General features: G+C 47.7%; 16 protein-coding genes. 12 read left to right on the plus strand and 4 right to left on the minus strand.

Annotated features, from left to right (window positions below):
- The first annotated feature begins 4 nt into the window (after positions 1–4).
- From AWU77_RS11395 to AWU77_RS11435, 9 genes are read left to right on the plus strand one after another with little or no spacing between them, the layout of a single operon-like run.
- Positions 5–1,567, plus strand: coding sequence for an AMP-binding protein (locus AWU77_RS11395; protein ID WP_193747528.1), 1,563 nt, complete (start codon positions 5–7; stop codon positions 1,565–1,567).
- A complete protein-coding gene (locus tag AWU77_RS11400) occupies positions 1,554–2,225 on the plus strand; it encodes a TenA family transcriptional regulator (protein ID WP_062063432.1) in 672 nt (223 codons plus the stop codon). The genes AWU77_RS11395 and AWU77_RS11400 overlap by 14 nt, the downstream gene beginning before the upstream one ends.
- Before the next feature lie 31 nt (positions 2,226–2,256).
- Complete coding sequence (locus tag AWU77_RS11405; RefSeq protein WP_084618300.1) at positions 2,257–3,117, plus strand: SDR family oxidoreductase; 861 nt, start codon at positions 2,257–2,259, stop codon at positions 3,115–3,117.
- Between the two features lie 4 nt (positions 3,118–3,121).
- Positions 3,122–3,793 carry a tetratricopeptide repeat protein gene (locus AWU77_RS11410; RefSeq protein ID WP_062063434.1) on the plus strand — a complete coding sequence of 224 codons (672 nt, stop codon included), beginning with the start codon at positions 3,122–3,124 and terminating at the stop codon, positions 3,791–3,793.
- Positions 3,794–3,808: 15 nt separating this feature from the next.
- The gene (locus AWU77_RS11415) at positions 3,809–4,468 is read left to right on the plus strand and encodes a response regulator (protein WP_062063436.1); all 660 of its coding nucleotides are present in this window, start codon (positions 3,809–3,811) and stop codon (positions 4,466–4,468) included.
- A complete protein-coding gene (locus AWU77_RS11420; protein ID WP_084618302.1) occupies positions 4,465–5,892 on the plus strand; it encodes a HAMP domain-containing sensor histidine kinase in 1,428 nt (475 codons plus the stop codon). Before AWU77_RS11415 ends, AWU77_RS11420 begins: the two co-directional genes overlap by 4 nt.
- Positions 5,876–6,208, plus strand: a complete 333-nt coding sequence (locus AWU77_RS11425; protein ID WP_062063438.1) for a cupredoxin domain-containing protein — start codon at positions 5,876–5,878, stop codon at positions 6,206–6,208. Before AWU77_RS11420 ends, AWU77_RS11425 begins: the two co-directional genes overlap by 17 nt.
- A 55-nt stretch (positions 6,209–6,263) precedes the next feature.
- Complete coding sequence (locus AWU77_RS11430; RefSeq protein WP_152625342.1) at positions 6,264–7,040, plus strand: hypothetical protein; 777 nt, start codon at positions 6,264–6,266, stop codon at positions 7,038–7,040.
- A complete protein-coding gene (locus AWU77_RS11435; protein ID WP_062063444.1) occupies positions 7,033–7,731 on the plus strand; it encodes a hypothetical protein in 699 nt (232 codons plus the stop codon). The genes AWU77_RS11430 and AWU77_RS11435 overlap by 8 nt, the downstream gene beginning before the upstream one ends.
- Before the next feature lie 64 nt (positions 7,732–7,795).
- Here the strand turns inward: AWU77_RS11435 and AWU77_RS11440 are convergent, their stop codons facing one another.
- Positions 7,796–8,410, minus strand: a complete 615-nt coding sequence (locus AWU77_RS11440) for a hypothetical protein (protein ID WP_062063446.1) — start codon at positions 8,408–8,410, stop codon at positions 7,796–7,798.
- A 253-nt stretch (positions 8,411–8,663) separates the two neighbouring features.
- Here AWU77_RS11440 and AWU77_RS11445 point away from each other — a divergent pair, with 253 nt between their 5' ends.
- Together AWU77_RS11445 and AWU77_RS11450 are read left to right on the plus strand one after the other, a co-directional pair.
- Entirely contained in the window at positions 8,664–9,221 is a 558-nt protein-coding gene (locus AWU77_RS11445; protein WP_062063448.1) for an RNA polymerase sigma factor, read from the plus strand.
- Entirely contained in the window at positions 9,218–11,239 is a 2,022-nt protein-coding gene (locus tag AWU77_RS11450; RefSeq protein WP_062063450.1) for a VWA domain-containing protein, read from the plus strand. The genes AWU77_RS11445 and AWU77_RS11450 overlap by 4 nt, the downstream gene beginning before the upstream one ends.
- Positions 11,240–11,320: 81 nt before the next feature.
- Here AWU77_RS11450 and AWU77_RS11455 read toward each other — a convergent pair whose 3' ends face one another.
- The 3 genes from AWU77_RS11455 to motA form a co-directional block, all read right to left on the minus strand.
- Positions 11,321–11,833, minus strand: coding sequence for a DUF1993 family protein (locus AWU77_RS11455; protein WP_062063453.1), 513 nt, complete (start codon positions 11,831–11,833; stop codon positions 11,321–11,323).
- Between the two features lie 247 nt (positions 11,834–12,080).
- Positions 12,081–13,052, minus strand: a complete 972-nt coding sequence (motB, locus tag AWU77_RS11460) for a flagellar motor protein MotB (RefSeq protein ID WP_062063455.1) — start codon at positions 13,050–13,052, stop codon at positions 12,081–12,083.
- A gap of 24 nt (positions 13,053–13,076) precedes the next feature.
- Positions 13,077–13,931, minus strand: coding sequence for a flagellar motor stator protein MotA (motA, locus tag AWU77_RS11465; protein ID WP_062063457.1), 855 nt, complete (start codon positions 13,929–13,931; stop codon positions 13,077–13,079).
- 225 nt (positions 13,932–14,156) lie between these two features.
- Here motA and AWU77_RS11470 point away from each other — a divergent pair, with 225 nt between their 5' ends.
- On the plus strand, positions 14,157–14,471 hold the full coding sequence (locus AWU77_RS11470) for a DUF1244 domain-containing protein (protein ID WP_062063459.1): 315 nt from the start codon (positions 14,157–14,159) through the stop codon (positions 14,469–14,471).
- Positions 14,472–14,483: the final 12 nt, after the last annotated feature.

The following is a 14,483-nucleotide window of genomic DNA, read 5'->3' on the forward strand; positions in this document are numbered from 1 at the left end:
GATGATGAATAAAATTCTCACGGCGATTTATCAACACGCGCTTACCACCCCAGAAAAAATTGCCCTCTCTGGCCAGACAAAACAGCTGACTTACGCGCAACTTGTTACCCAGATTGAGCAGTTAGCCGATTGGTTGATGGCGCAACATATTGGGCGCGCCGGCTTGTGGGGCGAAAATTCAATCGAGTGGATTGTGGCTGACCTCGCGGCCTGGAAAGCCGGCATCACACTGGTACCACTGCCACGCTTTTTTTCCCGCGCGCAATTGCAACATGTGATTGCCCAAGCGCAATTGCCCTGTTTATTAGTCTGTGGCGACATGGAACAAGTCGCCGCTATAAGCGAACGAAAAATATCGCCCATCGCCACGATTTTTCTCGATCAATTAATCGCTAATGAAAACACTAGCGCCATTGATTCAGTAGCCAAAATCACCTTTACCTCGGGCACTACCGGTACACCGAAAGGTGTGTGTTTATCCACCACTGCGTTAGAAAAAGTCACTCTCGCATTGGCTGAACGAATTTATCTCGCCATTAATTCCGTCACTGACACCACTCGCGACATTAATAGCCATTTAAATTTATTGCCATTAAGCACACTGCTGGAAAATGTTGCCGGTGTTTATGTACCGCTTTATCTCGGCAAACGCGTCATCGTATTGGCTGGTGCATCATTGGGTTTAACCGGCAGCTCACAATTATCGCTGCCAACACTGTTGCAAGCGCTGCATCAACACCAACCCAACAGCCTGATAGTCCTGCCACAAATTCTGCAAGGTTTTGTTGCGGCGAGCGCGCAGGGTTTTCACTTGCCCGCTTCAATAAAATTTATCGCGTTGGGCGGCGCGCGCACACCAGCGGTATTAATTGAGCAAGCGCGGGCGATGGGCATTGCGGTTTACGAAGGTTATGGGTTATCTGAATGCGCATCGGTGGTGAGTTTGAATGCGCCCCTTGCCGATAAAATTGGCAGCGTCGGCCAAGCACTTGAGCACGTCGAGATAAAAATTGCGGACGGTGTTATTAATGTGCGCGGCAATGTATTTAGCGGTTATCTAGGCCAAACTACAAACCAGCAGAATGAATGGTTGGACACAGGTGATTTGGGTTATATCGACGACGAGGGATTTGTTTTTATCACTGGCCGCAAAAAAAATCTGTTGATCAGCAGCTTCGGGCGCAATATTTCTCCCGAGTGGATTGAAGCAGAGCTATGCCTGTGCCGCGCGATTGCACAGGTGATGGTTATCGGAGACTCACAGCCGTTTTGCAGCGCAATTGTCGTTCCTGCGTCGGCGCAGATTACGGCTGAGCAAATTGCGCACGAGATTCGCGCCATCAATCAACACCTGCCCGATTATGCGCAAATACAAAAATGTATTATTGCGGCAGAACCTTTTACGCCCGCCAATCAATTGCTAACCGATAATGGGCGTCTGCGCCGCGCTGCAATTTTCGAGCGCTACGGCGATGCAATCACCGCGCTTTATTCTGCCGCTAACGCTCACTCATCCAACCTATCCTCAGCCATGCAATATGCAGGAGTTGTGTATGACATTTTTTGATCGCTTACAAACCGAAACCCAAGTAGAACGCAATTACTTATTAAGTGCGCCGATCATTCAACGCTGCATTGGTCTCGGCGAATTTAGCTTGGATGAATACCGCGAATTTTTAACTCAAGCCTATCACCACGTAAAACATACAGTTCCACTGTTGATGGCCGTAGGCAGCCGTTTGCCCGCAGAGAAAGAATATTATCGCGAAGCAATCGCCGAATATATTGAAGAAGAATTAGGCCACCAAGAATGGATTTTAAATGACATAGCCGCCTGCGATGCCGACAAAGAAGCCGTGCGCAATGGTCGCCCGAATCAGGCAACTGAACTCATGGTCGCTTACGCTTACGATACAGTGATGCGCAACAACCCTATGGCGTTTTTTGGCATGGTGTTTGTGCTGGAAGGCACCAGCATTAATTTAGCAAGCCAAGCGGCAGACATTATTCAACAGCACCTGGGTTTGCCCAATAAAGCCTTTTCTTATTTGCGCTCACACGGCAGTTTGGATTTGGAACACATGGTATTTTTTGAAAAACTCATGAATAGTCTTTCCGAACAAAAAGATCAGGACGATATAGTGCACGCAGCCAAAATGTTCTTCACTCTCTATGGCAATATTTTCCGCTCGATTGCACCGCATTCCATCGCGCAGGCAGCATAATGAAAAATCCACTCACCTTGAGGGGGGCAAGATGAAACTCAACGGAAAACTGATTTTATTAACCGGCGCCAGTGGCGGCATTGGTCAAGCAATTGCACGGCGCCTTGCGGCGCAGGGTGCACGGCTTATTTTAGTGGGCAGATCAACACCACAACTCAACGCATTGGCGAGCGAATTACATTTATTGGCCAATAAGGGATTTATTTTGCAAGCCGATATAGCCAGCGCCAGTGGCCGCAATACCATTCGCACCGCGCTGATCGCATTGCAGGAACCATTAGATGCGTTAATTAACTGCGCAGGAATCAATCTGTTTGGCATGTTGGCAGAGAATGACCCCCAAGCGATTGAAAAATTAATAACAACCAATATCACCGCAACCATTTTATTAACCCAATTAACGCTACCGTTTTTAAACAACAGCAGCGGTCGCATCATCAATATAGGTTCAAGTTTTGGTGGCTTAGGCTACCCTGGTTTTAGCGCTTACTGCGCGAGTAAATTTGCACTGCGCGGCTTTAGTGAGGCGCTGCGGCGCGAACTGAGCGACGGTGCCATTCAGGTTGCCCACCTCGCACCGCGCGCCACGAACACCAGCCTCAATAGTGACGCGGTGTGCGCAATGAACCGAGAATTGGGAACCGCAATGGATGAACCCGAGGTTGTCGCTCTCCAACTGGAATTAATGTTGACGGCAAAACACATGCGCGACCGCAACATCGGTTGGCCTGAGCGTTTATTTTTGCGCATCAACAGTATTTTTCCGCGCATTATCGACAAGGCTTTGCGCAGTCAATTGCCCATTATTCGACGCTATGCACAAACACCATCCAAACCTGCAACAGGCTTAACATCTGCAGCTGCTATTTCAATTCGTCCATCCCGAGGCTGACCCCATGAACAGATTACATTTACCCAAGATTGCTGCCCATAAACTGTTTGCCCACTGTATCGCACTGATTTTACTCAGTGGTTTTGCACTGTTTGGCTATGCCGATGAAACAACCGATATCCAACAACTGCAAACACGTTGGGCAGATATCAAATATCACACACCGGAAGCGGAACAAGAAAAAGCATTTGTTGCATTAGTTACCCAAGCGGAACAATTACGCAAAGCCAATAGCAGCGCGCCCTATTTAATTTGGGAGGCAATTATTCGCTCTACCTACGCTGGCGCCAAAGGCGGCCTTGGCGCTCTAGATGAAGTAAAGCAGGCTAAAAAATTATTAGAGCAGGCGATCAAGCTCAATCCAGCGGCAATGAATGGTTCAGCCTATACCAGCCTCGGCTCGCTTTATTATCAAGTTCCCGGCTGGCCAATTGGTTTTGGCGATGATAAAAAAGCCAAAGAAATGCTATTAAAAGGCTTGAGCTATAATCCTGATGGCATAGACTCCAATTACTTTTACGGCGATTACCTGCTGGCGCAAAAAAATTATCAACAGGCGATTGCCGCATTTGAAAAAGCACTCAAGGCAGCGCCTCGCCCCGGGCGTAAATCTGCCGATGCAGGCCGCAGATTAGAAATCGAAGCAGCCATGATCAAAGCGAAAAAACATTTGTAATGGATAAAAAATACTATGCAGATATTGTTGGTAGAAGACGATGAACTGCTCGCCGAAGGCATAGTCAGTGCCTTATCGCGCGCAGGTTTTGCCGTCAATTGGTTGGCAACTGGAAAAGCGGCTTGCACTCAGGTAGTGGCAGAGCCGCCAGATATTATGTTGCTTGATCTCGGCTTGCCCGATATGGATGGTATAGACGTTTTAAAACTCGTAAGACAAAAAAAATTAACGACCCAAGTATTAATTCTAACCGCGCGCGACAGTACCAACGCAAAAGTGATCGGTCTTGACTCAGGTGCCGATGATTACCTCACCAAACCCTTCGAACTAGATGAATTGCTTGCGCGTTTGCGCGTGCTTGAACGGCGTTTGGGTAACGCGACCACATCTTTAATCAATGTCGGCCCATTGAGTTTAAATACTGCACACCATGAGGTGCTGCTCGACGGCGCTGCGCTCATTTTATCCCGGCGCGAATATATGCTGTTAAAAGCACTGGTCGAACATGTGGGTGTTATTCAAACTCGCGAAGGGCTTGAGGCAAAGTTGTATTCCTGGGGCGACGAAGTCGCCAGCAACGCGATTGAAGTACACATCCATAATTTGCGCAAAAAATTGCCCGCTAATTTTATTCGCACCCTGCGCGGCATTGGCTATATGGTGCCCCGCCCGTGAAATCCATCCGTGGATTTTTAGTCATCATCTTATTGGCGATTGTCACTCTCGCTAATTTTGCAGCGGTATTGCGCGGCTATTTAGGCAGCATGGATGAAGCCGAGCGTTTGTTTAATCAGCGCATGTTGCAGCAGGTTGATTTACTTAATTACACCTTGCCTCAATTGCTAACCACAGCCGAACAACGCAGCGAGGCGCGAGTATTTCCTGCGCGCACCCTGGCCACTGAAGCATCACTGGAATTCCAGTGGGTTGCTCTCGATGGAACCTTGCTTGCCCGCTCCAACGCAATGCCTGAGCAGCCAGTAGTACCGCTTGAACAAGGATTTCAATTTGCCAACTTTCACAATTATCGCTGGCATTTATTTGTCACCCCCAGCAGCGACAAATCCAGCTGGTTTATTGTGGCGGAGCGCGCCGACCAGCGCTATCGTCTGGCGGAGTCGATGATCTTGCAAGCCGTCTATCCCATGGTATTTGCCATCCCCATTATCGGTCTGATTATTTGGTGGATCATTGGTGTTGGCTTAAAACCCATCGCCAATCTCGCACGGGAATTGCGGCAGCGGGAGGCAACTGACTTGCGCGCTCTGGAGCAACAGGATATGCCGGTAGAGCTCATTCAACTGGCGCAATCAGCGAATGACTTATTGCGGCGCCTTGATTCCTCGTTCGCGCGCGAAAAACGCTTTTCCGGTGATGCGGCGCATGAATTGCGCACCCCTATAGCGGCATTAAAAATTCACTGTGAAAATCTATTACATGAATTACAACCAGCGCCCGCATCAGTGCTGAAATTAAAACAAGGTATTGAGCGAATGAGTTATTTGGTTGAACAAATTTTATTGCTCAACCGCACGGCGCCCGATCATTTTATGGGAAATTTTGAAACCGTTAATTTAACGCAACTGGTAAAACAAACAATTGTTGAGCAAAGTGCGGCACTGGAATTAAAACACCATCAAATTGAATTTAACGGCGATGAATGCTGGGTTTCCGGTGATCGCACCGCACTGACCAGCCTGCTAAATAATTTATTAGGCAATGCTATTAAATACACGCCAGATGGCGGACAAATTGCAATTAACACCTGGCTGCGCGGAGGGGATGTGGTGTTGGAAGTAATGGATAACGGGCCGGGCATTCCCGCCACTGAACGAGAGCGTGTGTTTGATCGATTTTATCGGCTGGGCGGCGACCGCCACAGTTCCAAAACCACTGGTTGCGGCTTGGGCTTAGCCATAGTGCAACAGGTTGTAGAGTTGCACGGCGCGCGCATCGCGTTGACACAATCCCGTTATGAACAGGGGCTATTAATTATAGTTACTTTTACCGCCTGCCTCGCCACATCCACAGAATCGAAACCTCTACATTTGAATCAACTACTTGATCACAAGGTCGGTGACCATGAACAACTCCATTAAATATACCTTGTTTGCATCCCTCTTGTTAGGCGCGACAACAAAAGCAGAAGTGCCGACGTTTACTCTTGAAATTCGCGATCATTTATTCTATCCGGCACAATTGGTGGTCCCGGCCAACACCAAAGTAAAACTGATTATTATTAATCGCGATGCAACGCCGGAAGAATTTGAAAGCTACGAGCTCAATCGTGAAAAAATTATTATGGGCGGTGCTAAAGCCATTATTTTTATTGGCCCACTGCTGCCGGGTGATTATCCTTTTTTTGGTGAATTTAATCCCAAAACTGCACAAGGCCTGATTCGGGTGGAGAACTAATATGCTCGACGCAGTCCTGTTAATCTTACGTGAAGTGCTAGAGGCGGCATTAATTTTGAGCCTATTACTTGCGCTTAGCCAGAAACTCCATTTGCAGTTTCGCTGGAGCCTTATCGCCGTAACCATCGGCACCATAGGCTCCTGGTTACTTGCGCACTATGCTTATGAGATTGCCGACGCAATGGATGGGACAGGCCAAGAATTATTAAACGCAGCGTTGTACTCAGTGGTCATTTTGAGTGTCATCGCACTTGGGCTATTTATTTGCCCACTGGCATTTAAGTCGCATCTAGAAAACAACCTAACCCAGAAAAAAATATTTGCTTCACCTTCAGGAAAAAAATTGATTTACCGTTTATGTATTGTGATTGTCAGTTTTTCCTTGGCAAGGGAGGCATCTGAAATATGGATTTACCTCTCGGCTTTCACGCACGACACAGAAATGCTTTCATCCGCACTAATTGGTTCTGCTATTGGCGCAGGTATTGGGATGAGTTTGGGCGCCAGCACTTACTATGCATTTACCTTCATGCAAAAAAGCTATTTTATTCCTGTTTTTCTTGCAATCATCACCTTGCTTGCAGGTGGACTCTCGATGCAAATTGCCAAACAGTTAATGCAAATTGGCTGGCTCGATTCAGCAACCCCTCTCTGGGACAGCACTTTTTTAGTAGATGAACACTCCTGGGTAGGGGAATTGCTGTATGCCTTAATAGGATACGATTCTCGCCCCGCACCAATCCAAGGTATCTTTTATTTATTAACTATCACCCCAGTAGTATCTGCATGCGCATGGCATGCATGGCAGCTGCGAGTAAAAACTCATGAATAAATTCAGCATCCAATGTGGGCTGCTTTTATGCACACTTAATACGCTACCCGTTTACGCAGAAATGAATCGCGTCTACCACCCCTATGTTGAGCAATACGAACGCGAGCTGGAATACGGCTTCACGCTGCGCGATTTCAACAACGAAAAAGAGCTGCTTAATCGCGCAGGCATAGGCTATGCGTGGAACGATAAAATCTTTACCGAAGTTTATCTACTAACCGAGTCCATCACCCATGAGGGCAAACAGATTCGCGGTTATGAAGCGGAAATAAAATGGCAACTCACTGAGCAGGGTGAGTATTGGGCTGACTGGGGTTTACTGCTGGAAGCGGGTACCGCCAGGGAAATCAGCAGCCATGAAATTTCGCTAGGCATCTTATGGGAAAAAGAATTAACCAACCGCTGGGTGGCAACCGCCAATGCCAGTGCAGAATATGAATACGGCAGCGATATTGTCGACGAATTTGAAACTGCGTTGCGCGCGCAGCTGCGCTACCGCTACAGCGTGACAATTGAGCCTGCGATTGAATTTTATTTAGATGATCAGGATTGGGCAGCAGGCCCGGCACTGATGGGTACAGTAAAATTATCTGGCCGCAAACAAATGCGCTGGGAGCTTGGCCTGTTATTTGGTTTGGATGAGGGCACGCCGGAAAATACTGTGCGCGGCGGTTTTGAATTTGAGTTTTAGAAAGCACTAACAAAAAAGGCGACCGCAGAAACTGGTCGCCTTTTGGAATGAATTTTTACAAAATTTACTTGCGGATATTTTTCTTTCTAATCAATACCAAGCCGCTTAAACCAATCAGCAACATTACCAGCGGGCTAGATTCAACTACATTGGCTTTTGCAGTCACTACCACATTGTCCAAGAAGTTACCCAAAGTACCCGCATCGTAAGTAGTGAAGGTGATTTTACTGGTGCTATTGGTAGCAACAAAACTACCGGTATATTGCTTCCAACTACCCACCACATGATCATTCAACAGTGCAGAAAGAGTGCCCACATTGAAATAAAACTGCTCGTTATTGTTCACGCGCGCCCGGTAAAGGAATGACACATCGTAAGTTTGGCCAACAACAGTAGAGAAGTTTTGGAAGATGGAAAACACAGAACCTTTAAATGGGTGCGCATTCAGCTCTGCGTATTGGGTACCTTCAAGTGCGATTACGCCTGCATGATTATCCCAGATTTCAATATTATCGCCTTCCCAGCCATTGACCGCTGCAGATGAAAAATAGGCCCACTTACCCGTGGCAACATTGTTATCCTCAAAGCCGCCATTCACAATAAGATTGGCGTTTGCGCCTAAACACATAAGACTCAACATTAAGCCAATGCAAGACGCGTAAATTGATTTAAAAGACATGTAAATTTCCTCGGTTGATAAAGTTATAGGCGGTCGATCAGCAAAATCATCCACTTGTCGTTAAAATTTGCAAAATGCGCGCCATAATTTTTTTTGTCATCACAATCAACAATTTAACGATAACCACGTCACAATAACAAAGACTAAAGCGTAAAGAAAATCGACACACAGCGATCACCACCAAGGAATTGACGCTTTAAATCGTCTAATTATTGGCACCTAAGCGACCCGGAATCACCAATGGAAACACCACATGAATGCAGCTGATCAAAGCGAGCTAATTCGCACCGCACAAGGCGGTGATAGCCAAGCTTTTGCGCAGCTACTGGCAAACCAGTACGACAGCATTTACCGCTTTGCCTACCGCTGGTGTGGCAACCCAAGCGATGCAGAAGATATCACCCAGCTCGCCTGTATAAAACTCGCGCAAACTATCGCGCAATTCCGCTTTGAGGCTGCCTTTAGCAGTTGGCTGTACCGCTTGGTAATCAATTGCGCGAAAGACTGGTACAAGAGCCAGAATCGTCACCAACACGACAATATCGATCATTGGATCGAGCCGGAGCGCGCGCCAGACCAAACTGCGGAGAATAGTATTTATCTGCAACAGCTATTAGGCCTACTCGACCAAATGGCCGAAGGCTTTAAAGAAGCAGCGCTATTGGTGCACGGAGAAGGCCTGAGCCACGCAGAGGCCGCCGCAATCCTGCAAGTGAAAGAATCCACCGTCTCCTGGCGGCTTCACGAAATACGCAAACAACTTCAGCTTCTGCAACAGCAGCCCGATGGAAGCTGGGAGCTCTCGCTATGAACAAAACGCCTATGAACGAAGATGACTTGAAGCAACTGCTGCAACAGCAGCCGCCAGCGCCAGATGCGGAAACCAAAGCCCGCCATATGGCGGCAGCTATGGCCGCATTCAGTGCGCAGCAAAAACCAGAAGTGGAAAATTTATCGACAGTGGCAACACCAGCCAATGAAACCTGTGCCAGTGAAAAAAAATCCAATATCCTCCAAGGATTTTTCCAGCGCCTTCGTCTTACCCGTGACACCAACCATCACGGGACCAAACCTATGAACACCTCCTCATTTGAACAACGCCCCTTCTGGCAAAAACCAGCCCTGATTTCCGGCATTGCCGCATCCAGCCTTGCCGTATTGGCGGGATTAACCTTTATGCAGCACTTAATGATTAACTCAGACCAGGAAGAATTAGCCGCGCGCATTGCAGAGCAATCGCTTAGCAAAACTGTACCGTTGATTGTGCAAGAACCGGCCGCCGAGGCCTCAGTATCATTACAACGAGTGGAAAAAATTGCCATCTCGCCAAAAATGAAAGCCGAAGTGCAACCAATGGCGCTTGCTGCACCCGCACCAATGGTAGAAGAAATAATTGTTAACCAACCATCGCAAGAATTCCGCGACCGCTTTGAAGACTTTAAAGAAAACAGTGTTATCGCTACGAGTGAAAACCCTGTCTCGACGTTTTCTATTGATGTGGATACCGCCTCTTACAGTTTTGTGCGGCGTATGCTCAACAACGGTCAATTGCCGGAAAAAGATGCGGTACGCACGGAAGAGATGATCAATTATTTTGATTATGCCTACCCATTACCACGCGACAAAAAGACGCCCTTTGTTACTTATACCAGCGTAATAGATTCACCCTGGAAAGCAGGCAATAAATTAATTCATATCGGCATTCAGGGTTATCAACTGGCAGCGAGTGAAATCCCGCAATCCAATCTGGTGTTTTTATTGGATGTTTCTGGCTCTATGGATGAACCCAGCAAATTGCCGCTGGTAAAACAATCCATGAGTTTATTGTTAGATACGCTCAAACCTGACGATACGATTGCAATTGCGGTTTATGCCGGTGCCGCCGGAACCGTACTTGAACCCACCAAAGTAAAAGAGAAAAGTAAAATTCTCGCCGCATTAAATAATTTGCAAGCGGGTGGCAGCACGGCCGGTGCCGAAGGTATCGCGCTTGCCTACCAATTAGCGGAGGCAAACTTTAATGCAAAAGGCGTTAACCGCATTATCCTCGCCACCGATGGTGACTTTAATGTCGGCCAAACCGGTGACGAACAATTGCAAGATTTTGTCGAGCGCAAACGCGAGAAAGGGATTTATTTATCGGTGCTCGGTTTTGGCCAAGGTAATTATCAAGACGCAATGATGCAAACCCTCGCGCAAAACGGCAACGGCACCGCAGCCTATATCGATACACTCAGCGAAGCGCAAAAAGTATTAGTCACTGAAGCCACATCGACCTTATTCCCGATCGCTAAAGATGTAAAAATTCAAGTGGAATTTAACCCCAACACCGTTAAAGAATATCGCTTGATCGGTTACGAAACCCGCGCACTCAACCGCGAAGATTTTAGCAATGATAAAGTCGATGCCGGTGAAATTGGCGCAGGCCAACGGGTAACGGCGATTTATGAAATCACACCAGTCGGTGCGCAGAGTGGATTACTGGAAGACAGTCGCTATCAACCCAAAAACAAAGTTGATGCTAGCAACAGCAGTGAATACGCCTTCTTGCGCTTGCGCTATAAATTACCGAGCGAAACCAAATCCAATTTGATCGAGACACCTATCGCTGTAGCACGTAAAGTTAAGATTAATGCGGAATATCAACAAGAAGTGAATTTCTCCATTGCCGTCGCTGGGTTTGCGCAGCTACTGAAAGGAAGCAACTACGCTGGCAATTTTACTTACGACAAAGTGATTGAACTGGCGCAAGCGAACAAAGGGAAAGATGAATATGGCTACCGCACGGAGTTTGTGCAGTTGGTGAGAAAGGCGAAAGTAGCCCAGTGATAATTCACTGCTGAAAACTAAAAAGCCGCCCTGTATTGCTACAGGTCGGCTTTTTAACTTCTTTTTGATTCGTTTTTTAAATCAGCTCTTGTAAGGCATGCTTCCAAGATAATCCTTCTTACCTACATCTACCCCGTTGTGACGCAGAATCGCGTAGGCGGTGGTGATATGAAAATAGATATTAGGGATTGCATGTTGGATGGCAAACTCGGTGCCGGTGAGATATTTACCTTCCCAGCGCGGCTGGCTGACATGGCGCTCAGCAGCGCCGTCGAATTCTTCAGGCTTAACACTGGCAAGATATTCCAACACCGATTGAATGCGCGCTTTCAATTCTGGCAAGGTCGTTTCGGTATCGGCATGCACCGGAGCGGATTCCACTTTGCCGATCAACCGCGCAACACCCAGCTTGGCGGTATCGCAAGCGATTTGTACTTGGCGAATTAAATTGAACTGATCGGGCGCAAGGCGTGAATTCAACAGTACTGACACATCAAATTTTTTCGCTTCCGCATGCGCCGCGCCTTTATCAAGAATGGCATTGAGGTTATTGAGCGCTTTGGTGAATTGCACCAAGGTGAGTTCGTAGAACATGGTTTTCTCCTAATTGAATGTAGACAGCGTTAATCGCCTGAGCGTGGCAACTGTAATCATGTGGGGGCAGATACCTACGTTTCAACGGGTACGGGAGTCGTCATGCCCGCCTGCGGGTATCCATAGAGCTTATCGGAAAACCAATAGCTGGACTCCCGCAAGCGGGAGTAACTCAAGGAGAATTGAAGTAAGCCATATTACTTTTTTGGCAGGATTTTTAGAGGTGCAGTATTGTGTTTGTGCGATCTTATTGCACTCGCGCTGCGTCAATTGCATCGTCCACTTCGGTGGGCGAGAGAATTTTCGGCCCGGTTGGCTTGGGCGGCGCAAATGCTTCACTACTTTTGATCAAGTGCGCACTATCAATTCCCACCCCACTACCGAGCGCATCGGCGACCGCTTTTTTCAGTACGATAATGGCGATGCGGCGGTTGATAGGATCACCCGGTTTGTCGACCATCAATGGCGCTGCTGAACCCATGCCTTGCACCGTTGCGACTTTGGCCTCGGGATAACTTCCCCCCAACAAAGCGCGGCGCGCGGAGTTGGCGCGGTCGGCCGACAACTCCCAGTTGGTGTAAGTAGCACCCGCACCATAAGGCGTAGCATCGGTATGGCCGGTGACACTGATTTTGTTTTGCACCTTATCCAGAATCGGCGCCAGTGCATGTAATACGTCGGACGACCACTTCTGCAGGTTGGCACTGCCCACATCAAACATGGGGCGCTGATCTTTATCCACAATCTGGATACGCAAACCTAACGCGGTGAAATCAATCAGGATTTGATCCTTGATTTGCTGGAATACGGAATCCAATGCATTGATTTCAGTTTCTAATTGCTGCTTCAAATCTTCAAGTTGCTGGGTTTCAATTTTCTCCAGTTCTTTTTGCAGCTGTTCTTCAGAGAGATCTTTTGATGACTCATCATTAGGCTCCTCTGCCTGCGTGAGCTCCAGAGGGCGATCCTGATCGATCAAGCCCAAATCCGCTCCGCCTTCACCCACAACATACTGGCTACCTGGCTCTTGGAAATAAGCTGAAATTGCTTTTTGCTCTTCTTTGGATGTACTGCCCAGCAACCACATCAACAAAAAGAAGGCCATCAGCGCGGTCATAAAGTCTGCTAACGCCACCTTCCAGGAGCCGCCATGGTGCCCATGGCCATGCCCCTTTTTCTTTTTGATAATAATAGGTTGCTGATTCGCGCCCTTTTCCATCGATAATTACCTTAAAAAATGGCCTTATTTCTTAGCGCGATACTGTTCTTCCAACTCTTTAAAGCTGGGGCGAACGCTGTGGAATAACACTTTGCGGCCAAATTCCACCGCAACTTGTGGTGGAACGCCATTCATAGACGCAACCAGCACCGCTTTAATGCACTCATAGGAGCGCGATTCATCGCGGTTCTTGCCATTGAGATAAGACGCAAACGGCGCAATAAAACCGTACGCAAATAGAATCCCCAGCAGGGTTCCCACCAAAGCCGCCGCTACCGCAGCACCAATCTCTGCTGGTGGGCCACCAATTTTACCCATGGTGATAATGACCCCCAATACCGCCGCAACAATACCAAAACCGGGCAAACCGTCTGCCGCGTTTTGAATGGCCCCGGGAATAACAGAGGATTCCTGATGATGGCCATCAAGCTCTTGCTCCATTAAGGATTCCAACTCATGGGGCGCCATATTGCCCGCCACCATAATGCGCAGGTAGTCGCAAATAAATTCCACAATATGGTGATCTTTCAAAATACTCGGATAGTTAGCAAAGAGCGGGCTGTTCTCTGGCTCTTCAATATCCCCTTCAATTGCCATCAAACCTTCGCGGCGGGTTTTATTGAGGATGTCATACAACAGCGTCAGTATTTCCAAATAAAACATTTTATTAAATTTGGATGGGGTCATCAGTGCCCCTGCCGATTTAATAACACCGATGGTAACGGACAGCGGATTACCAATAATCATTGCCCCAAACGATGCGCCGCAAATAATCAGCACCTCGATCGGTGACATCAACGCCATAGGGTTACCACCGTGGACGACGAAACCGCCAACCACACACCCCAGGACGACAATAATCCCTAGAATAATATTCACTCAAAAACCCCCAGCTCTGCGACAGGCTCAATTAAAACGGCAAAAATGCTCAAAAAAACAACACAACAGTGGCGACAACAGTATTGATACGGTTTGAGTATAGGCAGGTTGATTTGAGGTTCAAGCAAGCTCGATGAATTAGCTGCAATTGACCTGCCATGAGTGATCGCCCACACTGGCACACCCACACAAATCAACCACTTGCTTAATAACTATAGGTTAACGATGAAAATTGATGAACTATCGCCCGCCAGCCAACAAGCATTAGAAGCCGCCGCATTTCGCCGCCTGCTGCAACATTTGGACAGCCGCAAAGATGTACAAAATATTGACCTGATGAACCTTGCGGGATTTTGCCGCAACTGCCTGAGCAAATGGTATGTAGCCGCCGCCCAAGCAGAGAACATTGAAGTGGACTATGAAGACGCACGCGCCCGTATTTACGGCATGCCCTATACAGAATGGAAAGAAAAATTTCAGGTGGAAGCCAGTGCCGCGCAGCTGCAGGAATTTCAGCAAGCTACGCAGCAGGATAAATAAGTAAGCGCAACA

Source organism: Cellvibrio sp. OA-2007 (assembly GCF_000953825.1).
Classification (GTDB): Bacteria; Pseudomonadota; Gammaproteobacteria; order Pseudomonadales; family Cellvibrionaceae; genus Cellvibrio.